The organism is Paenibacillus psychroresistens (assembly GCF_009728935.1).
Lineage (GTDB): Bacteria > Bacillota > Bacilli > Paenibacillales > NBRC-103111 > Paenibacillus_AC > Paenibacillus_AC psychroresistens.
In genome coordinates this window covers 244,150-267,500 of the sequence record NZ_CP034235.1, presented here as the reverse complement: position 1 = coordinate 267,500, position 23,351 = coordinate 244,150, and the positions used below count along the sequence as shown (strand labels likewise).

Here is a 23,351-nt window from a genome sequence, read left to right as displayed (position 1 = left end):
TAAAAAGAGAAAGCCGAACATTCTCCTTAAGAGTGATGTTGGGCTTTTTTTTCATTAGATTTCCTAGGTTAATTTTTTATTCAGTGCGAATAATCCGATGAAGCTTTAAAATTTGCCATGCGTTACACACTATCAATGGGGTTAACATAAAAACATAGGAAGGTGGGCTATCCAGTCTCAAAGCGGGAATACCTTCAACTAAGGTAACAACAAACATAAACAACAAAGTTGGAATAAATGCACTGCCCTTAGTCATTTTCACCTTCCAGTAAGAAACCGCAATCGCGATGACCAACAAAATAACAGGCAGCGTTATAGCTTCCAACCAACTCGACCTTGGGAAATCAAAGAATAAATATCTAAGATGAGTTAAGAATAAAATTCCTTCAGCAATTAAAATCAGTTGAATGTATTCCCATATTCTTTTCTTCCTTATAATACCAACTATAATGTAACGAAAGATTAAATAGGAGAAAAAGCCCATTTGACTTACCACACTTATTGTAGCTCCAGCCAGGATAATATTGATTACATTCATGACATTTAAACCTGGACTTGAAACTTCCCATAATACAAATTCATTATTCGTGCTTATGAGGATAGTGCCAACAATAAGCCCCGCCAAACTCCCCCAACCTAAAGTACTAAAGAATAACCATAGCAATTTTCTGATCGTCAACCTAATTTCCCCTCCAGGCAATCATGTATAACTATAGTTAGCAGCCTTAATCCGCTTTATCGCTGCACATAGTAATCATAATTGTACCAACCTTCACAGCAAAAAGCGAATACTCGAAGCATAAAAGACTTGGATCTGCCTCATACTAACTGCATTACTTCATGTGAAAGGAACCTTGACTTCAATGAAAATAACAATTCTTCGTATTTTTACACTTACCTTTGTTCTATTTTCGTTAACTTCTTGCGGATCTGGCAATTCTTCATCTCAAGGACAACAAGGACAAGGCTATAAAGACACCAAAACGATGGTAATCGATGTCCTAAAAACATCTGAGGGTCAAAAGGCTATCATGGATGCAGGCAAAGAAAGCCAGGATAAATCAATTAAACTGCTTGCAACTGGTGAGGGCCAACAAATACAGATAGCTGTTAAAGAAATTCTAACACAAGATACGGGAAAAAAGATGCTTGAGAAAACCATGACGGACCCCAAATTCGCTGGTCAATTTGCTGAAGCGATTCAAGGCAATATTAAACAAATCCAATTGGATTTAATGAAGGACCCGCAATATCAGAAGACGATGCTTGAAATCATGAACAATCCTGAATATCAGAAAATAATAACAACTACGATGAAAAACACAGTTTACCGCCAACAAATGATGAATGTCATACAAGAGTCGATGCAAAGTCCGCTATTCAAAATGCAATTAATGGAGTTGTTTAAGAAAGTTGTTGAAGAAGGTGTTACGCCTAAAGTAGAAAGTGCTGAGAGCGGGGGCAAATCAGGTGGAGGTGGCGAAGGCGGAGGTGAAGGTGGTAGCGGAGGCGAGAGTGGCGGTGAAAGTGGCGGCGATTCTGGTTCTGACAAAGATAAAAAGAAGAAAGAAGGAGAAGATTCCGAATCCTAATATTAATAAGGACGGGCCGAAAGTTATCATTCGGTCCGTCCTTTATATTGCTATGGGAATCATCCCAATTTAGCAATGATTCCATCGGCTATTTCCAAATATATTAACCCTGTTGGAGTATCCGCTTTATATACAGATGGAGCGTATTCTTCTTCTGTGGGCAGATTGTCTGGAGCTCCTAATGGTATTTGTGCGAGCAGTTCTGTATTTAATTGCTCCGCAAGCTTTCCACCGCCTCCACGACCAAAAACATAATCTTTTTCACCTGACTTATCTAAATAATAAGACATATTCTCTATCACACCGAGAATTTCATGATTAGTTTGTAAAGCCATGGCACCTGCTCTAGCTGCTACAAAAGCGGCGGTTGCATGAGGTGTCGTCACAACGATTTCTTTGCTTTGTGGGATCATTTGATGGACATCCAAGGCTACATCGCCTGTGCCCGGCGGTAAATCCAACAACACGTAGTCAAGCTCGCCCCAAGTCACTTCTGCAAAAAAATTACGCAGCATCTTCCCCAACATCGGTCCACGCCAGATTATGGGAGCATTGTCTTCTACAAAGAATCCCATAGAGATAACTTTGACTCCAAAACGCTCAATTGGAATGATTTTGTTTTCAACCATTTCTGGTCTATTCTCAATGCCCATCATATCTGGGATGCTAAAACCATATATATCTGCATCGATAATCCCAACTTTTTTACCTTTTCGCGCTAAAGCTACTGCCAAATTTACGGTTACTGTTGACTTACCTACGCCACCTTTACCACTTGCAACTGCAATGAACCGCACATTTGCTTCAGGTGACAATATAGATGTAGATTCATCGGTACGGATTTTCGATTGGGGCCTTGTCTGCTGTTTCTGATCGCCACCGGATAGTTCTGATTTCTCATGCTCCGAAATAGCCCGAAAACGGATATGAACTTCCCCCTGGTAACCTAAATGCTTAATGGCACCAGTTATATCTTGTTTATATTGTGACTTAAGCAACTCTTCATCATTGCTTAACACTATAGTAAGTGCTACCTTCTCATCCTTTATCAACACATCACGAACGAAGTTTAGCTCCACTAATGGCTTTTTAAACTCAGGATCATATACGTGCTTTACAGCCTCTAAAATCTGCTCTTTTGTTATCATAATCGCACCTCGATGTTTATCTTTATGGACTTTTGATTATTATAACATAATTTTAGCTCATACCCACTTTCTCACCTGAGAAGTATCGAAGAATCCCTTGATAAATGGAAGCGGCCACTTTTTGCTGGTAAGATTGATCGGCCATCAGCCTAGCTTCCTCCGGATTCGATAAAAAACCTACCTCAACGAGCGCACTTGGCATTTTTAAATTTTTTAATAAATACATCGAATTTAAAGTCTTGGCGATACGGCGTGTGTTCAGTAAATTGTCCTTTAATTCATTCTGAATCAAGGTAGCTAAAGTCGAATTGTCCAAATTAGATAAAGAATAAAAGGTTTGAGCACCACTTAAGCTAGAAGACGGTATGCTGTTGAGATGAATGCTGATGAATAAATCGGATTTGTTCTGTGTTACATATTGCACTCTTTGCTTTAAATCTTCCGACTTTCTGCGACTATACCCTTTAGTGTTAACATTAGCTAAATCTTTGTCCTCTTCTCTGGTCATGACAACTGCTGCACCTGCTTGTTGCAAATAATCTCTCAAGTAAAAAGTAATACCTAAATTGATATTCTTTTCGACTAAGCCTTCTCTGCTCTCTGCCCCTCCATCTAACCCGCCGTGCCCGGCATCTAGAGCAATAACCTTACCGGACAATGGCATGGTCCAATACGTCCATGTTTTCGTTGCAGGCAGCTCATAAGTCAAAATAAAAACAGCCATCAAAGCGAGCCATGCTGATAATGCAATTTTTAAACCACCTTGAAAAGTCATCCACACGACAACCCGTTTCCTCATTCTACGCATAAAAAATCCACCTTTGCTCCACTAGATTCTTTAAAATCTATATGGAAAAAGGTGGACAAATATACCCAAAACTTATATCCCGGAAGAGATAAGTTGTTCTGTAATGCCTTCAATCAAGACTTGTGCGACTTCTGGGCGAGTAAACTCTACAGGCGGGCATTTACCATCACGCAGTAATGCACGTACTTTAGTACCCGATAAATGAAGATGCTCACTTGAATCATGGGGACATGTTTTACTGGAAGCCATATTGCCACAGCGTGTGCAGTAGAAACTATGTTCAAAGAATAATGGAGTAATACCTAGCTCTTCGGCAGTAAAGTTGCTAAAGATATGCTGAGCGTCATACGTTCCATAATAATCACCAACACCAGCATGATCTCTTCCCACGATAAAGTGAGTACATCCATAATTCTTGCGAACCATAGCATGGAAAATCGCTTCACGAGGTCCTGCATATCTCATTGCCGCTGGAAAAACACCTAGAAAAGCACGATCCTTAGGATAATAATTTTCTAAAAGTACTAAATAGCTGCGCATCCGCACATCTGCAGAGATATCATCCGATTTAGTTTCTCCAACAAGTGGATTCAAAAAGAGGCCATCCACGATTTCCATAGCACTTTTTTGAATGTACTCATGTGCACGATGAACTGGATTTCTAGTTTGAAAACCAACAACCGTTTTCCAACCTTTTTCGCTGAAGATCTCTCTTGTACGAATAGGATCAAAATAAAAGTCTTCAAATTTTACAGGCTTTGGACGGTTCAATACTTGCAGGGTTCCTCCAATATAAGTGGAAGGTCTCGATAATAGCTTCTGTACTCCTGGATGAGCCTCATCATTGGTTCTAAAAACTTGTACAGCTTCTTTTTGTTGATCAATTTGATAGATGCTTTGAACATCCATTATTGCATAGATAACTTCATCCGTTTCACCAACTAAAGCAATTTGTTGATTCAAAGCGAAGGTTTTTAAAGTTTCATCATCTACTGCAAACGTAATGGGGATACTCCATACAGTTCCATTAACTAATCTCATTGTGTCTACCACAGAGTTGTAATCAGCTTCTTGCATAAAACCATTTAAAGGAGAGAATGCTCCCACAGCGATTAAATCAATATCCGAAATGGTCCAAGTATTAACCGAAACCTTAACCAAATCTGCTGCTTTATCCAAGAGATGCTGTCTGGCTTCACCGGTTACAAGTAGATTTACTAGCTCACCGCCATGTGCTTGTATCTTATGTGTCATAATGTACTCCTCCGTGTGTCCTAGGTAATGTTATTATTTGTGAAGTCCGCATTCCGTCTTTTCATTACCTGCCCAACGTCCTGCTCTTGGATCTTCCCCTGGCATTACTTGTTTTGTACAATATTCGCAACCGATACTTGGAAAATTTTGATCATGAAGTGGATTATAAATGAGTTCGTGTTCACGAATATAGTTCCAAACATCTTCTGAAGTCCAACTAGCAAGTGGATTAAATTTAATAAGTCCGAATTTTACATCATATTCAACTTTTTTGGAATTTGCTCTTGTTGGTGCTTGATCACGACGAATCCCTGTAATCCAAGCATCATATTTTCCTAAGATTTCGGTTAAAGGATCCACCTTGCGAATTCCGCAGCACTGATTCGGATTGGACTTCCATAGCTCTTCACCAAATTCAATAGCTTGAGCTTCTGGTGTTAGCTTGGGACTAACCCGCACAAACTTTGTCCCGTAGTGCGCTTCCAACCGATCACGAGTTTCATAAGTTTCTTTAAAGTGGAAATCTGTATCCAAATAGAAGATATCTGATTTTGGAGATATTTTTTGCAGCATATCTACTAAAACGACATCTTCTGCTCCAAAGCTGCAGGCCAGAGTTATATTAGGAAATTTCTCAACCGCCCATGCGATTACTGCTTCTGCTGATTCATGCTCAAACTGTTCGGCACCTGCAGTAACCAATGCTTCTTTTTCAAATAAATTCATGGTGTTTACCTCCCTAAAGTTTTGTGTTAGCAAAACTAACTTTGTAAGCATAATACGAGTTTTGTGTTAGCAAAACTAGCTTCGTCAGCATATTCACGTAACTAAATTTTAAAAAGAAACCTTTCCCGCTTGAGTGCAGAAAAGGTTCCGTAGTCGTACGAGTATAAATTAACGTTTCGAGAATTGAGGAGCACGACGAGCAGCTTTCAAACCGTATTTTTTACGTTCTTTCATACGCGGATCCCGAGTTAAGAATCCAGCCTTTTTCAAAGAACCACGGTATTCAAGATCAACTTTTAGCAAAGCACGTGAAATACCGTGACGAATTGCGCCAGCTTGACCCGTTGTTCCACCACCATGAGCAATAACGATAATATCGTATTTACCGATAGTTTCAGTTAAGTTCAATGGTTGCTTAACAATAAGCTTTAAAGTTTCTAAGCAGAAATAATCATCTAATTCGCGTTTGTTGATTACGATTCGTCCTTCACCCGGTATAAGGCGCACACGTGCTACCGAATGCTTACGACGACCCGTTCCATAGTATTGCACTTGAGCCATGAAACTGTCCTCCTTCTAAATTATACGTGTAGTTCCCAAACTTCAGGTTGTTGTGCTTGGTGCGGGTGTTCTGTTCCTGCATATACTTTAAGCTTCGTTTTCATGCCGTCCCCAAGACGAGTCTTAGGCAACATGCCGTGAATAGCGAATTCAAGTACGCGCTCAGGCTTAGTTTTAAGCATATCCTGTGCAGAAGTTACTTTTAAACCACCTTGATACATGGAATGCTTGTAGTACATTTTATTTTGTAGTTTCTTTCCAGTTAAGTGAACCTTCTCGGCATTAATAATGATCACGAAATCTCCTGTGTCAACGTGAGGCGTAAATTGCGGTTTATGCTTACCGCGAATAATAGCTGCCGCTTCACTTGCTAACCGACCTAGAGTCTTTCCTTCAGCATCAATAATGTACCATTTGCGCTCAACTTCATTAGGTTTAGCCATATATGTGGTACGCATTTGTTAATCCTCCTAAACGATCATAAAATAGCCATCATTAACATCTTATAACCCGGGGCTGTGGGTAGCCAGTTATAAAGACCGAATATTATCATACTATATTCTAGAGCACATATCAATAGCTAACTTCCCACAAAGTTAAGCCATGTGCCATTGCAGTTGGTCCCGCCTTATTACGATCACCCGAAAGCAAAATTTGGTTCATCTCAACACCACTTCGTTTTCCTTGCCCAATCTGCAGCAGCGTCCCTACAATGATTCGCACCATGTTATAGAGGAAGCCGTTACCAGTAATATAAATATGGATCACACCTGCTTGACCATCTCCACTAGACGGCTCTGCAATAAATTCCATTGTTGCTTCATAAATGGTCCGCACGTGTGATCCTACCGGTGTTCTTGCTGAGCAAAAGGCTGAAAAGTCATGCTCACCTACTAGATGAGATAAACCATTTTGCATCTCGCTTAAATCTAACCGCGTTGGATGGTGAAAACGAGTGTGGCGATAAAAGACATCCGGTATTTTGCTGCGTTGAATCGTATAGCGGTAAGTCTTACGTTTAGCGTGATGTCTCGAGTGAAAATTCAGAGGAGCTTCACTTGCCTTATGAACAACAATATCCCGCGGAAGCCGAGTGTTGACGGCAAAGCACCAGCGATCAATGGGAATGATACATTCCGTCAAAAAATTAATCACTTGTGCTTTTGCATGTACACCAGCATCGGTTCTACCAGATGATATCACCTTTACACGTTCGCCTGTTAGCACATAAATGGCTCGTTCTAACTCTTGCTGCACGGTATGGTCACGTGGTTGGATTTGAAAGCCGCAATAAGCGGTACCATCATAACTAACAACCATCATAATATTACGTACAATACTCATCTTAACACCTACTGCCTAAACATAAATTATGCGATCAAAGATGAACGTTAAAAAAGGGCAATAACTGAACCCTACGATTCGGTTCGCCCTTCTTTATCCGTTTTATGCACGGTCTACAAGCTCCAGATATACCATAGGGGCTGAATCTCCACGACGAGGTCCTAGTTTCAAGATACGTGTGTAACCACCAGCGCGTTCTGCATAGCGAGGTGCTAATTCAGAAAACAGCTTTTGGATAGCATCTTGATCTTCAGTAACTTGCTCGCGACGTACAAAAGCAGCTGCTTGACGACGTGCATGCAAATCGCCACGTTTAGCTAATGTAATTAGCTTTTCTGCTATTGAACGCAATTCTTTCGCTTTAGCCTCTGTTGTTTGAATACGCTCTTGTATGAATAAGTCGGTAACCAAATCGCGAAATAATGCTTTGCGACCGCTGGAATCACGACCTAGCTTTTTATAAATTGCCATGATGTAACCTCCTTCTGCTTTAAATACTAATCTTCCGCGCGAAGTCCCAATCCCAATTCTTCCAGCTTCTCTTGAACTTCTTCCAAAGATTTACGACCCAGGTTACGTACCTTCATCATATCTTCTTCTGTTTTCGTGATTAGCTCTTGAACGGTGTTGATTCCTGCACGTTTAAGACAATTATACGAACGTACGGAAAGATCCAATTCTTCAATTGTCATTTCCAATACTTTTTCCTTCTTGTCTTCTTCTTTTTCAACCATGATTTCTGCATCTTTCGCTTCATCCGTTAATCCAACGAACAAGTTCAAGTGCTCTGTAAGAATTTTAGCACCAAGGCTAACGGATTCTTCAGGACGTATGCTTCCATCAGTCCATACTTCCATAGTCAACTTATCATAGTTGGTAACTTGACCCACACGTGTATTTTCTACGCTGTAGTTCACACGAGTGATTGGCGTGTAGATGGAATCAATTGGAATAACTCCAATGGGTTGATCTTCACGTTTATTCTTATCAGACTGTACATAACCGCGACCTCTGCTTGCAAAAATACGCATATGCAAACGAGCATCTGGGGAAAGTGTGGCAATGTGAAGCTCAGGATTGAGGATTTCAACATCGCTATCAGCACGAATGTCGCCAGCAGTAATTCTACCGTCGCCTTCAGCATCAATTTCAAGCACTTTTTCTTCATCTGAATGAATTTTCAACGAAAGCCCTTTGAGATTAAGGATGATTTCTGTTACATCCTCCATAACGCCAGGTACAGTTGAAAACTCATGCAATACGCCATCGATCTGTACGGAATTTACTGCTGCCCCGGGCAATGATGAAAGTAGAATTCTGCGTAAGGAGTTTCCGAGTGTAGTGCCATAGCCACGTTCAAGTGGCTCTACAACGAACTTACCGTAGGTTCCTTCTTCATTTAGTGCTAAGGTTTCTATTTTGGGTTTTTCGATTTCTATCATTCGATGAATCCTCCTCGAAACGTCGTTGCTTCTGGATAACCTGTAAAATTATTAAACCAAGTAGTATGCCTATCCTTCAACATCATTATTCACATGTTATGGATATTTATACCACCCGAGATCCTGAATTAAACACGACGACGCTTAGGTGGACGACAACCATTATGTGGGACTGGAGTCACGTCTTTAATTAAGTTTACTTCAAGTCCTGCAGCTTGTAATGAGCGGATTGCAGCCTCACGACCTGCGCCTGGACCTTTAACCATAACTTCAACAACCTTCATACCATGATCCATTGCAGCTTTAGCAGCTTGTTCAGCAGCCATTTGTGCAGCAAATGGAGTACTTTTACGTGAGCCTTTGAAACCCATGTTACCAGCACTCGCCCAAGAAATCGCATTTCCGTGTGGATCTGTAATCGTTACAATTGTATTGTTGAAAGTGGAACGAATATGAGCTACTCCGGTATCGATATTCTTACGATCACGACGTTTCGTGCGGACAACTTTTTTAGGTTTTGCCATGTGGTTTATCCCCCTTTCTTATTTCTTCTTATTAGCTACTGTACGACGTGGACCTTTACGAGTACGAGCATTTGTTTTGGTACGTTGACCACGAACAGGTAAACCACGACGGTGACGAAGTCCACGGTATGAACCAATTTCGATTAAACGTTTGATGTTCAATGAAATTTCTCTGCGTAGATCGCCTTCCACTTTAACTGTCTTATCAATTGCTTCGCGTATTTTGCTTACTTCATCTTCAGTAAGATCACGTACACGAGTATCTTTGTTTAAACCAGTGCTGCTTATGATATTCTGCGAAGTCGTTTTACCGATCCCGAATATATAAGTCAAAGCAATTTCTACTCGTTTTTCACGAGGTAAGTCTACTCCAGCTATACGAGCCATTGATACTGCACCTCCTTACCCTTGTTTTTGTTTGTGCTTCGGATTTTCGCAAATCACCATTACATTGCCTTTGCGCTTAATGACTTTGCATTTTTCGCACATAGGCTTCACTGACGGCCTTACTTTCATAATGATTAACCTCCTAAGAGTTTCGCTTAAGCGAAACTTTCATCGTAAAGCATGAATAATCTATTTGAAACGGTAGGTTATACGACCTCTAGTTAAATCGTAGGGCGAAAGTTCAACGGTAACTTTATCTCCTGGCAGAATACGAATAAAATGCATTCTTATTTTACCTGAGACATGAGCTAGTATCTTATGACCGTTTTCCAATTCAACTTTAAACATTGCGTTTGGAAGGGGCTCAACGACAGTACCTTCAACTTCAATTACATCTTCTTTGGCCATGCTCATTCTCCTTCCTGTGTTGGTGCTTCCATTTGTTGAGTCTCAACAAACTTGTTCAACGCGTATCTTAATTTTCCATTTGTTACTCGGCCTGTTTCCAATAAGCTATTCACAACTTCTTGGCTAATTACATCCTGTAATTGCAAATGAAGTAGATTCTTCTTTTTGGGCTGGTCAAACTTTCGTTTATCCCCATCCGCTATCCATAAAAACCGTTGATCGACGATTGCAATGATTACCGCATATTTATTGAGATCTCTGCCGCGTAATATCTTAACGATTTGTCCCAGCTGTGGACTAACTGTATCACTCACTGTTCTTCACCTACGCTTCGAGCTTTGTCAGAATCTCATAACCGTCCGCGGTAATAGCAATGGTATGCTCAAAGTGTGAGCATAAGGAACCATCAACTGTAACTACCGTCCAATTGTCTTCAAGCGTTTTAACAAAACGTTCTCCAACATTGACCATAGGTTCAATAGCTAGTACCATACCTTGCTTTAATCGCGGTCCACGTTCAGGAAGTCCGTAATTGGGAATTTGGGGTTCCTCATGAAGATCCGCCCCTATTCCATGACCAACGTATTCTCTTACGACAGAAAAACCTTCATCTTCAATACATTTCTGAATAGCATAGGAAATTGTAAACAAACGCACATCTGGTTTCGCTAGTTCTAATCCCGCATATAAGGATTTTTCAGTAACTTCCAACAGCTTAAGAGCTGTTTCCGATACTTTCCCAACGGGATAAGTCCATGCCGAATCACCATGATACCCTTGATATTGTGCTCCGATATCGATACTGATGATGTCGCCTTCGTTAAGCTTTCTGTGACCGGGTATTCCATGTACTAATTCATCGTTGACAGAAGCACAAATACTGCCAGGAAAACCATTATAGCCTTTGAACGATGGAATTGCGCCCTGGCTATGAATATAATCTTCAGCGATTTGATCTAATTCCTTCGTAGTTATGCCAGGTTGAATTGACTTAGCTAACAAGCGATGCGTTTCCGCAACAATGCGACCTGCTTTCCGCATCAACTTCAATTCAGTCTCCGACTTACAAATGATCATCAGGACTGTCCTCGCAAAAGGGTATTGATTTCTGCAGTAACCGCATTGATCTCTTGTTCACCGTTAACCTGACGCAAAATTTTCTGATTGTCATAATACTCAAGAAGCGGAGCTGTCTTGGACAAATACTCATCTAACCGCGTTCCAACCTTCTCTTCTGTATCATCAGAACGTTGATACAGCTCACCTGCACATTTATCACATACAAGCTCTTGCTGAGGAGGATTGAAAATTACGTGATAAGTAGCGCCACATGACTTGCAGATTCTTCTTCCTGTTAAACGGGCTAAGAGTAAATTACGATCTACGCTTAAGTTAATGACATAATCAATCTTTTTACTCATTGTTCCCAAAATTTCATCCAAAGCTTGCGCTTGTGAAATCGTTCTTGGAAATCCATCCAACAAGAAGCCATTCTGGCAATCTTGATCTTGAATTCTTTCCCGCACGATACCGATAGTAATTTCATCCGGGACCAATAAACCTTGATCCACAAACTTCTTTGCTTCGATACCGAGCGGAGTACCAAGACGCATCGCTAGACGAAATGCATCGCCTGTTGAAATGTGAGGTATGGCAAACTCGTTCACTATTTGTTCGGCTTGTGTCCCTTTACCTGCACCAGGAGGACCCATAAAAATTACATTCATTCGTGTGACCTCCTCCGAAGTGGATCGGCTGAGCTTACCCAGGTTAAACCGGTTCGCTTCATTATTTATTGATGAACCCTTTGTAATGGCGTTTGATTAATTGGCTCTCAATTTGCTTCATAGTTTCCAAGCCAACTCCGATTACGATAAGCAACGAGGTACCCCCGATACGTACTTGTGCCGGTAAATTAGCTAAAGCTCCAAAGATCATAGGCAAAATTGAAACAGCTGCCAAGAATATTGCGCCAGATAAAGTAATACGTGTCATCACTCTGGTTAAATAAACTTGCGTCGTTTTACCAGGACGAATACCCGGAATATATCCACCGTTTTTCTTCATTTGATCTGCCATTTGAACAGGATTAATCTGAACAAATGTGTAGAAATACGTAAAACCAATGATAAGGATTACGTAGAAGACCATACCAAGCGGTGCTGTGTAAACCAAGTTTTTAATGATCCAATCTGCTACGACATTTCCAGACCAGAATTGTGCGATGGTAGAAGGAAACATCAAGAGTGATAAAGCGAAAATTACGGGAATAACACCAGCTGCATTCACTTTTAAAGGAATGTGTGTGGATTGTCCACCGTACATTTTACGTCCTACAACACGTTTTGCGTATTGAACAGGAATCTTACGAATTCCTTGTTGAACAAAAATTACACCTGCAATAATAACAACGATCGCAATTAGTATCAAGATCAGTTTAATAATGTTCAAGAATAAAGCATCCCCGGCATCTACAAAAAGTTCTTGATAAATCACATTAATGTTCGTTGTAATTCCAGCAACAATCCCAGCAAAGATGATAATCGATATACCATTTCCGATACCATGCTCTGTGATTTGTTCACCTAACCACATTAGGAAAGACGTACCTGCGGTCAAGATAATAGCTATTAAAGCGTAAGTTGTAAAGTTTGGATTAATTACCAAACCGCTGTAAATATTGTTAAAGCCAATAGCTAATCCGAAAGCTTGAATTAAGCCCAATATTACCGTTCCATATCTTGTGATTTGAGCAAGTTTTTTTCTGCCTACATCGCCTTCTTTAGCCCATTGTGCAAACCGTGGAATAACATCCATGGAAAGTAACTGCACGATAATTGAAGAAGTAATGTATGGCATAATCCCCATCGCGAAGATGGAAAATCTATGCAATGCTCCACCCGAGAATGTATTTAATAACCCGAATACGTCAACACCTGATTGATCCTCAACTTTAAGCATATCAATATTGATGTTTGGCACTGGTATAAAGGAACCAATTCTGTATACAATCAGAATGACTAATGTAAATATAATTCTTCTTCTAAGATCTTCTACCTTAAAGATGTTGGCTAGGGTATTAAACATTAAATCACCTCGGTTTTACCGCCGGCAGCCTGAATTTTATCCACCGCAGATTGGGAGAACTTATTAGCTTTTACTGTAAGTTGAACAGTAAGCTCGCCATTGCCTAAAATCTTAATTCCACTTTTTGAATTTTTGACAATACCGTATTCCATCAAAACTTCCGGTGTGACTTCTGTTCCAGTTGTGAAATTGTTAAGCACGTCTAAGTTGACTACTGCGTATTCCTTGCGATTAAGATTATTAAACCCGCGTTTAGGCAATCTACGGAATAAAGGGTTTTGACCCCCTTCAAATCCAGGACGAACGCCACCACCAGAACGAGCTTTTTGACCTTTATGCCCGCTACCTGCTGTTTTACCAGTACCGCTACCAATACCGCGACCGACACGTTTCTTAACGTGACGTGATCCTGGTGCTGGAGCTAGTTCATGTAACTTCATCGTTGTGCACCTCCTTGTAAAATTTCTGGAGCTCTATTTATTCTTCGAATGCTTTAACTTCAACCAAATGACTAACTTTATTGATCATTCCACGAATCGCAACGTTATCTAGTTGAACAGCACTGGAATTCAATTTCTTTAATCCCAAGGTTCTTACAGTTACACGTTGTGTTTCAGGGCGTCCAATCAAGCTACGAGTAAGGGTAATCAGTAGTTGTTTTGCCATTGTATTTTCCCCCTAACCTAACAGTTCAGCGACTGTTTTTCCGCGCAGTTTTGCAACTTCTTCCGCTTTTTTCAAGCGTTGTAAGCCTTCCAATGTCGCGTTTACCATGTTAATGGAGTTCGAGGATCCTAAAGATTTTGTCAAAATATCGCCGACTCCAGCTAATTCCAATACTGCACGAACAGGTCCGCCAGCAATAACTCCAGTACCTTGTGATGCCGGTTTAAGTAGAACTCTTCCTGCACCAAATTTACCAACCACTAAATGGGGTATTGTTGTTTTCACAATCGGCACGTGGATTAAGTTTTTCTTAGCATCTTCGATACCTTTTTTGATGGCATCTCCAACTTCGCCTGCTTTACCAATTCCTGCACCAACCCAGCCATTGCCGTCACCGACAACTACTAGTGCGCTGAAACTAAAACGACGACCGCCTTTAACAACTTTAGCAACACGGTTAATGTGAACCGTTTTATCTTTTAAGTCTAATGTATTGGGATCTACACGCAAGTTTTTTACCTCCTTATTGAATAGAGTGTGAACTAGAATTCTAGTCCAGCTTCGCGCGCTGCGTCAGCTAATGCTTGAACACGTCCGTGGTATAAATACCCGCCGCGATCAAATACAACTTTCACAACACCTTGTTCTTTTGCACGTTGGGCAATTAATGCTCCAACTTGACGAGCTGCATCAATATTGCCACCGTTAGTAACGGCTTCTCCCAAAGTCTTATCCAATGTGGAAGCAGCAACGATTGTTACGCCTTTTATATCATCAATAATTTGAGCATACATATGCTTCGATGAACGGAAAATATTCAAACGAGGACGTAAAGTCGTTCCTTCGATTTTCTTACGTACACGAAGATGTCTCTTCAAACGTGATGCGTTTTTATCGCTTTTTGTAATCATGAGGATGTTCACTCCCTTCATATCTTCTAAGAAACCCTTAGAATGCCGATCTTACTTCTTCTTACCAGCTTTACCTTCTTTACGAAGAATGCGTTCGCCTTCATATTTAATCCCTTTACCTTTATAAGGCTCGGGCTCACGTACGGAGCGAATTTTAGCTGCTGTTGCACCGATAAGTTCTTTATCGATACCTCTAACTGTAATTTTTGTATTTGTTGGAACATCGAATTCGATACCTGATTCAGGTAGAATTTCAACGGGATGTGAGTAACCTACGTTAAGCACTAATTTATCCCCGTTTTTGTTAGCACGGTAACCAACGCCAACCAATTCCAAATTTTTTGTAAATCCGTCAGTTACTCCGATTACCATGTTAGCTACCACACTGCGGGTAGTTCCGTGTAAAGAGCGGTGTAACTTATTGTCGGAAGGACGAGTTACGTTAATTACGTTTTCTTCCAAAGCAACGATCATATCTTTATGCAATTCACGGGACAAAACACCTTTAGGTCCTTTTACCGTGATTCTTGTGTCTTCAAAAGATACATTTACTCCTGCTGGTACAGTGATTGGTTTACGACCAATTCGAGACATGTGTACACCTCCATTCGATTGCCTTGATCAATTACCAAATGTAGCAGATAACTTCTCCGCCTGATTTAGCTTGACGAGCTTCTTTATCAGTCATTACTCCACTTGAGGTAGAGATAATCGCTAAACCTAGACCGCCTAGTACACGAGGAACCTCTTGACTCTTCGTATATACGCGCAAGCCTGGTTTGCTAATTCTTTTTAAGCCGGAAATTACACGTTCATTGTTAGGACCGTATTTAAGAAACAAGCGGATAATCCCGTGTTTGTTATCTTGAACATATTCAGCATCACGAATGAAGCCTTCTTTTTTCAAAATTTCAGCAATTTCCTTTTTGATTGTGGAAGCTGGAATTTCTACGGTTTCTTTACGAACAACATTAGCGTTGCGTATGCGTGTAAGCATATCTGCAATCGGATCTGACATTACCATATTGCGAACCTCCTTCCCGAAGTGGGTTTATTACCAGCTTGCTTTTTTAACGCCAGGAATCTGGCCAGCATGAGCTAATTCACGAAAACATATTCTGCAAATTTTAAACTTTTGTAAAACGGAATGCGGGCGACCGCAACGTCCACAACGTGTGTACGCTTGAACCGCAAATTTCGGTTTACGTTGTTGTTTGACTATCATCGAAGTTTTTGCCACTTATTTTCCACCTCCGAATGCTATAAGTTGTTGTTTACTTAACAAAGGGCATTCCCATTTGAGTTAGCAACTCGCGCGATTCTTCATCCGTTTTTGCAGTCGTTACAATAACGATGTCCATTCCACGGATTTTATCCACTTTATCATACTCAATTTCCGGAAAAATCAATTGCTCTTTCAAACCAAGTGTATAGTTTCCACGGCCATCAAACGCTTTGTTTGAAACACCATGAAAATCACGTACGCGAGGTAAAGCAACATTGAATAATTTATCCAAGAAATGGTACATGCGTTCACCGCGTAATGTTACTTTAGTTCCGATCGGCATACCTTCACGAAGCTTGAATCCAGCGATGGATTTTTTGGCTTTCGTTACGATTGGCTTTTGACCAGAGATGGTTTGCAATTCTAAAACTGCTGCATCAAGAATTTTGGAGTTGGAAACTGCATCGCCCACACCCATATTGATTACAACTTTCTCAACTTTAGGAACTTGCATAACCGTTGTATAGTTAAACTTTGTCATTAAACCTGGTGTAATTTCGTTTAAGAACCGATCTTTTAATCTTGCTGCCATAATTCATGTACCTCCTTCCGCACTTTATTAATCGATAACTTCGCCTGATTTTTGGGCGATTCGAACTTTATTCCCGTTATCCAATATTTTATAACCTACACGAGTCGGCTTATTGCTCTTCGGATCGATTAACATCACGTTAGATACATGGATTGGGGCTTCTTGATTAATGATTCCGCCTTGCGGGTTTTGCTGTGAAGGCTTAGCATGTTTTTTCATCATGTTAATTCCTTCAACCAAAACGCGATTTTGACGGGGATACGCTGCAATAATACGTCCTTTTTTACCTTTATCTTTACCGGTAATAACGAACACTGTATCGTCTTTTTTGACGTGCAGCTTGTGATTATGAGATTCTAACTTCTTCTTTTGCTTTGGCATTTTTCGATTACACCTCCCAAGTGGCGGTTTACATTGACGCTGAAATTAAATAACTTCAGGCGCTAGAGAAATAATTTTCATAAAATCACGATCACGCAATTCACGAGCTACAGGTCCAAAAATACGAGTTCCACGTGGGCTTTTGTCATCTTTAACTATAACTGCTGCATTTTCATCAAATGCGATATGTGAACCGTCTTTACGACGAGCACCACGTTTTGTACGGACGATAACGGCTTTAACTACATCACCTTTTTTGACAACGCCACCTGGTGTTGCTTCTTTAACGGCGCAGATAATTAAATCACCAATATGACCTACACGACGACCTGTGCCGCCAAGGACACGAATACACATTAATTTCTTGGCACCGGAATTATCGGCAACTGCTAATCTACTAAATGGTTGGATCATTCGAGTTTCCTCCTTTCGGACTTGTTCCTATAGTACCTGCTGCTTATCTCTTAAAGGACGATAGCTGCTTCAACGATTTCAACCAATCTCCACCGCTTATCCTTCGATATCGGACGAGTTTCCATTATCTTAACAACGTCGCCGATTTTAGCAGCATTGTTTTCGTCATGGGCTTTAAACTTTTTAGTAACCTTAATTCTCTTGTGGTACAAGTCATGATTCTTATATGTTTCGATTGCAACAACGATGGTTTTCTCCATTTTGTTACTCACTACTTTACCAACTTGTACTTTACGATCATTGCGTTCTTCCATTGAAAGTCCTCCTCTTCTCTAAAATCAAGACCCGATTAGCCGATCCCAAGTTCTCTTTCACGCAAAATAGTTTTTGCACGAGCAATCTCTTTGCGTACATCGCGAATTTGAGACGGGTTATCCAATTGACCTGTAGCCAACTGAAAACGGAGGTTAAAGAGTTCATCTTTAAATCCGGCAATTTTTTGTTCAAGTTCAACACTTGTTAAGTTGCGAAATTCACCAGCACTAGCCTTCATTTGCTTCACCGCCTACTTCTTCACGTTTCACGAATTTTGTTTTGATCGGCAATTTATGTGCCGCAAGACGCATTGCTTCACGTGCTATTTCTTCTGTTACCCCAGCTAGTTCAAAAAGAATTTTGCCCGGTTTAACAACTGCAACCCACTTCTCAACGTTACCTTTACCACTACCCATACGTACTTCAAGTGGCTTTTGCGTAACTGGCTTTGAAGGGAAAATTTTAATCCAAACTTTACCGCCACGTTTGATGTAACGAGTCATAGCAATACGTGCTGCTTCAATTTGTCTGTTGGTTACCCATGCTGGTTCTACAGCTTGCAAACCGAATTCGCCGAATGCTACTTCTGTACCGCCTTTAGCGCGACCTTTCATATTACCACGGAATTCTTTACGATGTTTTACACGTTTAGGTACTAACATGATTAGTTCCCTCCTTCCTCAATGACTGCAGCTTTCTTCTTAACAGTTGGAAGAACTTCCCCGCGATAAATCCATACTTTTACGCCAATAAGACCGTATGTGGTATGCGCTTCAGCTGTTCCATAATCGATATCCGCACGAAGTGTATGAAGTGGCACTGTACCTTCGCTGTAGCCTTCGCTACGAGCAATTTCAGCTCCGCCCAAACGTCCGCTAACGGCAGTTTTGATACCTTTTGCTCCAGATCTCATAGTTCTTTGCAATGCTTGCTTCATGGCACGACGGAATGATACGCGACGCTCCAATTGTTGAGCAATGCTTTCTGCAACTAGTACAGCAACAAGATCAGGATATTTAATTTCAGAAATATTGATATGCACTTTTTTATTAGAAAAGCTTGCGATGTGGTTACGAATAACTTCAACCTCTGCGCCGCCTTTACCGATAACCATACCAGGCTTAGCTGTATGAATCGTAACGTTAACACGATTAGATGCACGTTCGATTTCAACATGTGAAAGAGCAGAATCTTTAAGTTTCTTTTTTAAGTATTCACGAATTTTGACGTCTTCAAGCAATAAATCGCCGTAATCTTTACCAGCAAACCATTTAGACTCCCAATCCCGAATAACTCCAATTCTAAATCCTATCGGATGTACCTTTTGACCCACGTGTAATCCCTCCTTATTTTTCAGTTACCACTAGTGTAATGTGGCTAGTACGTTTATGAATATTACTCGCACGACCCATGGCACGTGGACGGAATCTTTTGATGATTGGTCCGTGACCTACAAAAATTGTACTGATCACTAATTTGTTCGGGTCAAGCGAAAAGTTATGTTCCGCATTCGCAATCGCGGAATTAAGTATCTTTTCGATGATTGGCGATGCTGATCTAGGTGTGTGACGCAATATTGCGATTGCTTCACCAACTGCTTTACCACGAATCAAATCAATCACTAGCTGTACTTTCCGAGGAGCGATGCGAATATGTTTCCCATGCGCTGTTGCTTCTTGCATTGTAGAACCTCCTCTCAAACGTTTCATTTAAAATCGGATTTTAACGTTTACCGGTTTTCTTATCATCATCGGAATGCCCTTTATACGTACGTGTAGGAGCAAACTCACCTAATTTATGTCCAACCATATCTTCTGTTACCCATACCGGTACATGCTTTCTACCATCATAAACAGCAAATGTGTGACCGATAAACTGTGGAAAAATTGTAGAACGGCGTGACCAAGTTTTGATAACAGCTTTTTTCTGGCCTGTACCGGCATTTGGACCCAACGCTTCAACTTTCTTCATTAAGTAATCATCCACAAAAGGTCCTTTTTTTAAGCTACGTCCCATTTGTAATCCTCCCTTCGTCCGAGCTGATTAACTTGCGAATTATTTAGTGCGACGACGTACAATGTACTTGTCAGACGCTTTAGTTTTCTTACGCGTTTTGTAACCAAGAGTAGGCTTGCCCCAAGGTGACATTGGAGATTTACGACCAATTGGAGCACGACCTTCACCACCACCATGCGGGTGATCATTAGGATTCATTACTACCCCACGAACTTCAGGACGTTGACCTTTCCAACGGTTACGACCAGCTTTACCAATGTTAATCAATTCATGATCTTCGTTTCCTACAGATCCAATTGTAGCACGGCAAACCTTTAAGACTTTGCGAACTTCACCTGAAGTTAAACGAACCGTTACATACTGTTCTTCTTTACCTAACAATTGAGCTGAAGTACCTGCTGAACGAACTAATTGTCCGCCTTTGCCTGGTTTCAATTCAATGTTATGAATTACAGTACCGACCGGGATGTTCTCAAGCGCCATTGCATTACCAATCTTGATATCTGAACCTGGTCCAGATACGATCACGTCATCAACCTTTTGACCTTTAGCAGCGATGATGTAAGCTTTCTCACCATCAGCATAATGGATCAATGCGATATTAGCGGAACGGTTTGGATCATATTCGATTGTAGCAACGCGACCTGGTATACCATCTTTGGTCCGCTTAAAATCGATAATTCTGTATTTACGCTTATGACCGCCACCACGGTGACGTGTAGTGATTTTACCTTGGTTGTTACGACCCGCTTGTTTAAACAAAGGAGCTAGTAACGATTTCTCTGGTGTGTCTGTTGTAATTTCTTCAAAAGTAGACACGGACATCTGACGTCTAGACGGGGATGTCGGTTTATATTTTTTAATTGGCATGTGGATTCCTCCTTACTTCATAGAATGATACTAAACGTTCACGTTTTCGAAGAATTCTAATTCTTTGCTTTCTTTGCTTAACGTTACGATTGCTTTCTTCCATTCGGATGTATATCCTGAATGTTTGCCATAACGCTTAGGCTTAGCCGGCATTCTTAAAGTGTTTACATTAGTAACCTTAACTTTAAAAATGGATTCGATGGCTTGTTTGATTTCCGTTTTATTGCTACGAAGATCTACTTCAAACACATATTTCTTCATCGACATTAAATCGCTTGTACGCTCAGTAATTACAGGGCGTTTGATAATATCACGAGGATCTTTCATTATGCGAATACCTCCTCTACCTTGCTAACCGCATCTTTAGTGATGATCAATTTATCATACACCAAAACGTCAAGCACGTTTATGCCGTCCGCGGTAACAAATTTAACTCCAGGAATGTTACGGGATGATAAAACGACATTAGCATCGAAGCTGCTTGTCACGATAAGCGCCTTAGTGTCGACTTTAAGATTCTTCAATACTGCTACAAATGCACTAGTCTTCGGTTGGTCAAACGATAATTGATCCAATACGATGATTTCATTAGCAATTACTTTAGAAGATAAAGCGGATTTGATTGCTATACGACGAACTTTTTTCGGTAATTTGTAGCCATAACTGCGCGGAGTCGGTCCAAAAACGATACCGCCGCCTCTCCATTGTGGCGAACGAATACTACCTTGACGCGCACGGCCTGTACCCTTTTGTTTCCACGGTTTGCGTCCACCGCCTCTAACTTCAGAGCGACCTTTTACTTTGTGCGTGCCTTGACGTTGTGAAGCTTGTTGCATTACAACTGCGTCATGCAGCACGTATTTGTTGGGTTCAATTCCAAAAACGGAATCGGCTAATTCGATTTCTCCAACTTGTGCTCCACTAACATTAAAAACTGCTACTTTTGGCATTAGTAATCCTCCTTCCTGCTAACTTACTTTTTAACTGTTGATTTTAAGCTTACGTAACTATTGTTAGGACCTGGAATGGATCCTTTAACTAAAATAACATTACGCTCTAAATCGATTCTAACGATTTGTAGGTTTTGCAAGGTAACTGTTTCATGCCCCATATGTCCCGGAAGTTTCTTACCCTTAGGAACTTTATTAGCTTGAATGGAACCCATCGAACCTGGACCACGGTGATAACGCGAACCATGCGCCATAGGACCTCTAGATGTATTGTGACGCTTGATTGTTCCTTGAAAACCTTTACCCTTGGAAGTGCCAGTCACATCAACAAATTCGCCTGCGCTAAACAGATCAGCCTTAACTTCTTGGCCTATTGTATAATCTGTCAACGTAATACCGCGAAATTCTTTAATGTAGCGCTTAGGGGTTGCTCCAGCTTTCTTAGCATGGCCCAACTCAGGTTTAATTGCATTTTTTTCTTTTTTGTCACTGAAACCAAGTTGAATTGCTTCGTAGCCATCATTCTCCAAATCCTTCACTTGTAAAACGATACAAGGACCTGCTTCAATAACAGTTACCGGCAATACCAAACCCTCAGGAGTAAAAACTTGAGTCATACCTATTTTCTTACCTAAGATACCTTTTGTCATGTTGACACCTCTTTTCTTTTACATTTCCGAATATTATAGTTTAATCTCAATGTCGACGCCAGACGGTAAATCTAAACGCATTAATGCGTCTACCGTTTGCGGCGTTGGGTTGACAATATCGATTAAACGCTTATGAGTGCGCATTTCGAATTGTTCCCGTGAATCCTTGTATTTGTGCACTGCGCGTAGTACTGTGATAATTTGCTTTTCCGTAGGTAACGGAATCGGCCCGGAAACACTTGCACCGGAACGTTTTGCAGTATCAACAATTTTCTCAGCAGATGCATCAAGAATTCTATGATCGTATGCCTTCAAACGGATACGAATCTTTTGCTTTGCCATATAAGTCCCTCCTTCTATCGCCCAATTTAGTATCGGACATACTCCGTGAAAATTCTCCAACCACATCCCCTATGGCAAAGGGGCCGTGTGTGTCGGCAACCTCTCACATCATCACAACGTCACAGACCAACGTTCACTATTATACGAAATATCAAAATAAAAAGCAAGAAGAAGTTTTCAATTAGTTTGGAGCACAGGCAGGTGGGGAAATACTGATTAAAATGATGAGTTTCAGTACGTGATAGATGCGTCTTCCAGCCACTCTTGAAATTGCATTCTTATTTATTGGAATAAAACAAATGGTAAGAATGCAATATTCAAGCAGTGTGAGCTTGCTACCGCAAACTCCTGATGTCACCCGTAAACTTTCCAGACACACCCATCACTCCCTTACACCATTCATTAATCAGTCTGTACTAAATTCAAGAGCTACAACCAGCTAAGAAACTTTGTTTTTCATTTGGCTTCTTCTATATATAGTAGAAACGCGATCTGTACCGCCTCATTTCTGTATTTTAGAAAGCAACGAGCTTGTTTGTTTATTACTGAGCTGCTTGATTTTAATTACTTTAAGCCTTTTTATAATTCAGGCACTGCGTGCTGAATTTCTCTTTCTTACCCACTTCATTTTTTTGAAGTGTGTGTATGTATTAAAACAATCAAGTTTAGCGAATATATAAAGTGCTGAAAGGGAGTGAGGGGTGTGCTATGGAGAGTTTACGTGGTGACTTTGAATAA

Annotated in this window: 40 protein-coding genes; 1 reads left to right on the top strand and 39 read right to left on the bottom strand. The window is 40.7% G+C overall.

Going from position 1 to position 23,351, the window contains the following annotated elements; translation table 11 throughout:
* Nucleotides 1-76 precede the first annotated feature (76 nt).
* Nucleotides 77-679, bottom strand: coding sequence for a KinB-signaling pathway activation protein (locus EHS13_RS01325; RefSeq protein ID WP_162462916.1), 603 nt, complete (start codon nt 677-679; stop codon nt 77-79).
* 184 nt (nt 680-863) lie between these two features.
* On the opposite strand from EHS13_RS01325, the gene gerD reads away from it, so the two are divergent.
* Entirely contained in the window at nt 864-1,592 is a 729-nt protein-coding gene (gene gerD / locus EHS13_RS01320) for a spore germination lipoprotein GerD (protein ID WP_155698619.1), read from the top strand.
* A gap of 59 nt (nt 1,593-1,651) precedes the next feature.
* Here the strand turns inward: gerD and EHS13_RS01315 are convergent, their stop codons facing one another.
* The 38 genes from EHS13_RS01315 to rpsJ all read right to left on the bottom strand — a co-directional run bounded on the left by EHS13_RS01315 (nt 1,652) and on the right by rpsJ (nt 22,613).
* Entirely contained in the window at nt 1,652-2,740 is a 1,089-nt protein-coding gene (locus EHS13_RS01315; protein WP_155698617.1) for an Mrp/NBP35 family ATP-binding protein, read from the bottom strand.
* Nucleotides 2,741-2,792: 52 nt separating this feature from the next.
* Nucleotides 2,793-3,548: an N-acetylmuramoyl-L-alanine amidase CwlD gene (gene cwlD / locus EHS13_RS01310; protein WP_155698616.1), complete on the bottom strand. Its 756-nt coding sequence runs from the start codon at nt 3,546-3,548 to the stop codon at nt 2,793-2,795.
* Nucleotides 3,549-3,620: 72 nt separating this feature from the next.
* Nucleotides 3,621-4,802 (bottom strand): sulfate adenylyltransferase, encoded by a 1,182-nt coding sequence (gene sat, locus EHS13_RS01305; protein ID WP_155698614.1) that lies wholly within the window; start codon nt 4,800-4,802, stop codon nt 3,621-3,623.
* 33 nt (nt 4,803-4,835) lie between these two features.
* Complete coding sequence (locus EHS13_RS01300; protein WP_155698612.1) at nt 4,836-5,528, bottom strand: phosphoadenylyl-sulfate reductase; 693 nt, start codon at nt 5,526-5,528, stop codon at nt 4,836-4,838.
* 168 nt (nt 5,529-5,696) lie between these two features.
* Complete coding sequence (gene rpsI, locus EHS13_RS01295; protein WP_155698610.1) at nt 5,697-6,089, bottom strand: 30S ribosomal protein S9; 393 nt, start codon at nt 6,087-6,089, stop codon at nt 5,697-5,699.
* A 20-nt stretch (nt 6,090-6,109) separates the two neighbouring features.
* Complete coding sequence (rplM, locus tag EHS13_RS01290) at nt 6,110-6,547, bottom strand: 50S ribosomal protein L13 (RefSeq protein ID WP_155698608.1); 438 nt, start codon at nt 6,545-6,547, stop codon at nt 6,110-6,112.
* A 115-nt stretch (nt 6,548-6,662) separates the two neighbouring features.
* Nucleotides 6,663-7,433, bottom strand: coding sequence for a tRNA pseudouridine(38-40) synthase TruA (gene truA, locus EHS13_RS01285; protein ID WP_227013743.1), 771 nt, complete (start codon nt 7,431-7,433; stop codon nt 6,663-6,665).
* A gap of 102 nt (nt 7,434-7,535) precedes the next feature.
* Entirely contained in the window at nt 7,536-7,904 is a 369-nt protein-coding gene (gene rplQ, locus EHS13_RS01280; protein ID WP_155698606.1) for a 50S ribosomal protein L17, read from the bottom strand.
* 26 nt (nt 7,905-7,930) lie between these two features.
* Nucleotides 7,931-8,875, bottom strand: coding sequence for a DNA-directed RNA polymerase subunit alpha (locus EHS13_RS01275; protein ID WP_155698604.1), 945 nt, complete (start codon nt 8,873-8,875; stop codon nt 7,931-7,933).
* Nucleotides 8,876-9,003: 128 nt separating this feature from the next.
* Nucleotides 9,004-9,399, bottom strand: a complete 396-nt coding sequence (gene rpsK / locus EHS13_RS01270) for a 30S ribosomal protein S11 (RefSeq protein ID WP_155698602.1) — start codon at nt 9,397-9,399, stop codon at nt 9,004-9,006.
* Nucleotides 9,400-9,417: 18 nt separating this feature from the next.
* Nucleotides 9,418-9,786 carry a 30S ribosomal protein S13 gene (gene rpsM / locus EHS13_RS01265; protein ID WP_155698600.1) on the bottom strand — a complete coding sequence of 123 codons (369 nt, stop codon included), beginning with the start codon at nt 9,784-9,786 and terminating at the stop codon, nt 9,418-9,420.
* Between the two features lie 15 nt (nt 9,787-9,801).
* Nucleotides 9,802-9,915 (bottom strand): 50S ribosomal protein L36, encoded by a 114-nt coding sequence (gene rpmJ, locus EHS13_RS01260; protein WP_155698598.1) that lies wholly within the window; start codon nt 9,913-9,915, stop codon nt 9,802-9,804.
* A 60-nt stretch (nt 9,916-9,975) separates the two neighbouring features.
* Nucleotides 9,976-10,194 (bottom strand): translation initiation factor IF-1, encoded by a 219-nt coding sequence (gene infA, locus EHS13_RS01255; protein WP_144936581.1) that lies wholly within the window; start codon nt 10,192-10,194, stop codon nt 9,976-9,978.
* 2 nt (nt 10,195-10,196) lie between these two features.
* Complete coding sequence (locus tag EHS13_RS01250; RefSeq protein WP_155698596.1) at nt 10,197-10,508, bottom strand: KOW domain-containing RNA-binding protein; 312 nt, start codon at nt 10,506-10,508, stop codon at nt 10,197-10,199.
* Between the two features lie 10 nt (nt 10,509-10,518).
* Entirely contained in the window at nt 10,519-11,271 is a 753-nt protein-coding gene (map, locus tag EHS13_RS01245) for a type I methionyl aminopeptidase (protein ID WP_155698595.1), read from the bottom strand.
* Nucleotides 11,271-11,921 (bottom strand): adenylate kinase, encoded by a 651-nt coding sequence (locus tag EHS13_RS01240; protein ID WP_155698593.1) that lies wholly within the window; start codon nt 11,919-11,921, stop codon nt 11,271-11,273. The genes map and EHS13_RS01240 overlap by 1 nt, the downstream gene beginning before the upstream one ends.
* Before the next feature lie 61 nt (nt 11,922-11,982).
* On the bottom strand, nt 11,983-13,281 hold the full coding sequence (gene secY, locus EHS13_RS01235; RefSeq protein ID WP_155698591.1) for a preprotein translocase subunit SecY: 1,299 nt from the start codon (nt 13,279-13,281) through the stop codon (nt 11,983-11,985).
* Nucleotides 13,281-13,721 (bottom strand): 50S ribosomal protein L15, encoded by a 441-nt coding sequence (gene rplO / locus EHS13_RS01230; protein ID WP_155698589.1) that lies wholly within the window; start codon nt 13,719-13,721, stop codon nt 13,281-13,283. Before rplO ends, secY begins: the two co-directional genes overlap by 1 nt.
* Nucleotides 13,722-13,758: 37 nt before the next feature.
* The gene (gene rpmD, locus EHS13_RS01225) at nt 13,759-13,947 is read right to left on the bottom strand and encodes a 50S ribosomal protein L30 (protein WP_155698587.1); all 189 of its coding nucleotides are present in this window, start codon (nt 13,945-13,947) and stop codon (nt 13,759-13,761) included.
* 12 nt (nt 13,948-13,959) lie between these two features.
* Nucleotides 13,960-14,457, bottom strand: coding sequence for a 30S ribosomal protein S5 (gene rpsE, locus EHS13_RS01220; protein WP_155698586.1), 498 nt, complete (start codon nt 14,455-14,457; stop codon nt 13,960-13,962).
* Nucleotides 14,458-14,489: 32 nt separating this feature from the next.
* A complete protein-coding gene (gene rplR, locus EHS13_RS01215) occupies nt 14,490-14,858 on the bottom strand; it encodes a 50S ribosomal protein L18 (RefSeq protein WP_155698584.1) in 369 nt (122 codons plus the stop codon).
* Between the two features lie 51 nt (nt 14,859-14,909).
* The gene (gene rplF, locus EHS13_RS01210; protein WP_155698582.1) at nt 14,910-15,452 is read right to left on the bottom strand and encodes a 50S ribosomal protein L6; all 543 of its coding nucleotides are present in this window, start codon (nt 15,450-15,452) and stop codon (nt 14,910-14,912) included.
* A 31-nt stretch (nt 15,453-15,483) separates the two neighbouring features.
* Nucleotides 15,484-15,882 (bottom strand): 30S ribosomal protein S8, encoded by a 399-nt coding sequence (gene rpsH / locus EHS13_RS01205; RefSeq protein WP_155698581.1) that lies wholly within the window; start codon nt 15,880-15,882, stop codon nt 15,484-15,486.
* Nucleotides 15,883-15,912: 30 nt separating this feature from the next.
* Nucleotides 15,913-16,098: a type Z 30S ribosomal protein S14 gene (locus EHS13_RS01200; RefSeq protein WP_155698580.1), complete on the bottom strand. Its 186-nt coding sequence runs from the start codon at nt 16,096-16,098 to the stop codon at nt 15,913-15,915.
* A gap of 34 nt (nt 16,099-16,132) precedes the next feature.
* Nucleotides 16,133-16,675, bottom strand: a complete 543-nt coding sequence (gene rplE / locus EHS13_RS01195) for a 50S ribosomal protein L5 (protein ID WP_155698579.1) — start codon at nt 16,673-16,675, stop codon at nt 16,133-16,135.
* 27 nt (nt 16,676-16,702) lie between these two features.
* Nucleotides 16,703-17,056: a 50S ribosomal protein L24 gene (gene rplX / locus EHS13_RS01190; RefSeq protein ID WP_227013742.1), complete on the bottom strand. Its 354-nt coding sequence runs from the start codon at nt 17,054-17,056 to the stop codon at nt 16,703-16,705.
* A gap of 45 nt (nt 17,057-17,101) precedes the next feature.
* On the bottom strand, nt 17,102-17,470 hold the full coding sequence (gene rplN, locus EHS13_RS01185; protein WP_155698578.1) for a 50S ribosomal protein L14: 369 nt from the start codon (nt 17,468-17,470) through the stop codon (nt 17,102-17,104).
* 50 nt (nt 17,471-17,520) lie between these two features.
* Complete coding sequence (rpsQ, locus tag EHS13_RS01180; protein WP_155698577.1) at nt 17,521-17,784, bottom strand: 30S ribosomal protein S17; 264 nt, start codon at nt 17,782-17,784, stop codon at nt 17,521-17,523.
* A 35-nt stretch (nt 17,785-17,819) separates the two neighbouring features.
* Nucleotides 17,820-18,023: a 50S ribosomal protein L29 gene (gene rpmC / locus EHS13_RS01175; protein WP_155698576.1), complete on the bottom strand. Its 204-nt coding sequence runs from the start codon at nt 18,021-18,023 to the stop codon at nt 17,820-17,822.
* Nucleotides 18,013-18,447: a 50S ribosomal protein L16 gene (gene rplP / locus EHS13_RS01170; protein WP_155698575.1), complete on the bottom strand. Its 435-nt coding sequence runs from the start codon at nt 18,445-18,447 to the stop codon at nt 18,013-18,015. Before rplP ends, rpmC begins: the two co-directional genes overlap by 11 nt.
* 2 nt (nt 18,448-18,449) lie before the next feature.
* Nucleotides 18,450-19,118, bottom strand: coding sequence for a 30S ribosomal protein S3 (gene rpsC / locus EHS13_RS01165; RefSeq protein WP_155698574.1), 669 nt, complete (start codon nt 19,116-19,118; stop codon nt 18,450-18,452).
* A gap of 13 nt (nt 19,119-19,131) precedes the next feature.
* The gene (rplV, locus tag EHS13_RS01160; protein ID WP_155698572.1) at nt 19,132-19,467 is read right to left on the bottom strand and encodes a 50S ribosomal protein L22; all 336 of its coding nucleotides are present in this window, start codon (nt 19,465-19,467) and stop codon (nt 19,132-19,134) included.
* A gap of 40 nt (nt 19,468-19,507) precedes the next feature.
* Nucleotides 19,508-19,801: a 30S ribosomal protein S19 gene (gene rpsS / locus EHS13_RS01155; RefSeq protein WP_155698571.1), complete on the bottom strand. Its 294-nt coding sequence runs from the start codon at nt 19,799-19,801 to the stop codon at nt 19,508-19,510.
* Between the two features lie 39 nt (nt 19,802-19,840).
* A complete protein-coding gene (gene rplB / locus EHS13_RS01150; protein ID WP_155698569.1) occupies nt 19,841-20,671 on the bottom strand; it encodes a 50S ribosomal protein L2 in 831 nt (276 codons plus the stop codon).
* Nucleotides 20,672-20,701: 30 nt separating this feature from the next.
* Nucleotides 20,702-20,998: a 50S ribosomal protein L23 gene (rplW, locus tag EHS13_RS01145; protein ID WP_155698567.1), complete on the bottom strand. Its 297-nt coding sequence runs from the start codon at nt 20,996-20,998 to the stop codon at nt 20,702-20,704.
* Nucleotides 20,998-21,621: a 50S ribosomal protein L4 gene (gene rplD, locus EHS13_RS01140; protein WP_155698566.1), complete on the bottom strand. Its 624-nt coding sequence runs from the start codon at nt 21,619-21,621 to the stop codon at nt 20,998-21,000. The genes rplW and rplD overlap by 1 nt, the downstream gene beginning before the upstream one ends.
* A gap of 23 nt (nt 21,622-21,644) precedes the next feature.
* Nucleotides 21,645-22,271 carry a 50S ribosomal protein L3 gene (rplC, locus tag EHS13_RS01135; protein WP_155698565.1) on the bottom strand — a complete coding sequence of 209 codons (627 nt, stop codon included), beginning with the start codon at nt 22,269-22,271 and terminating at the stop codon, nt 21,645-21,647.
* Between the two features lie 33 nt (nt 22,272-22,304).
* Nucleotides 22,305-22,613: a 30S ribosomal protein S10 gene (rpsJ, locus tag EHS13_RS01130; RefSeq protein ID WP_155698563.1), complete on the bottom strand. Its 309-nt coding sequence runs from the start codon at nt 22,611-22,613 to the stop codon at nt 22,305-22,307.
* Nucleotides 22,614-23,351 lie beyond the last annotated feature (738 nt).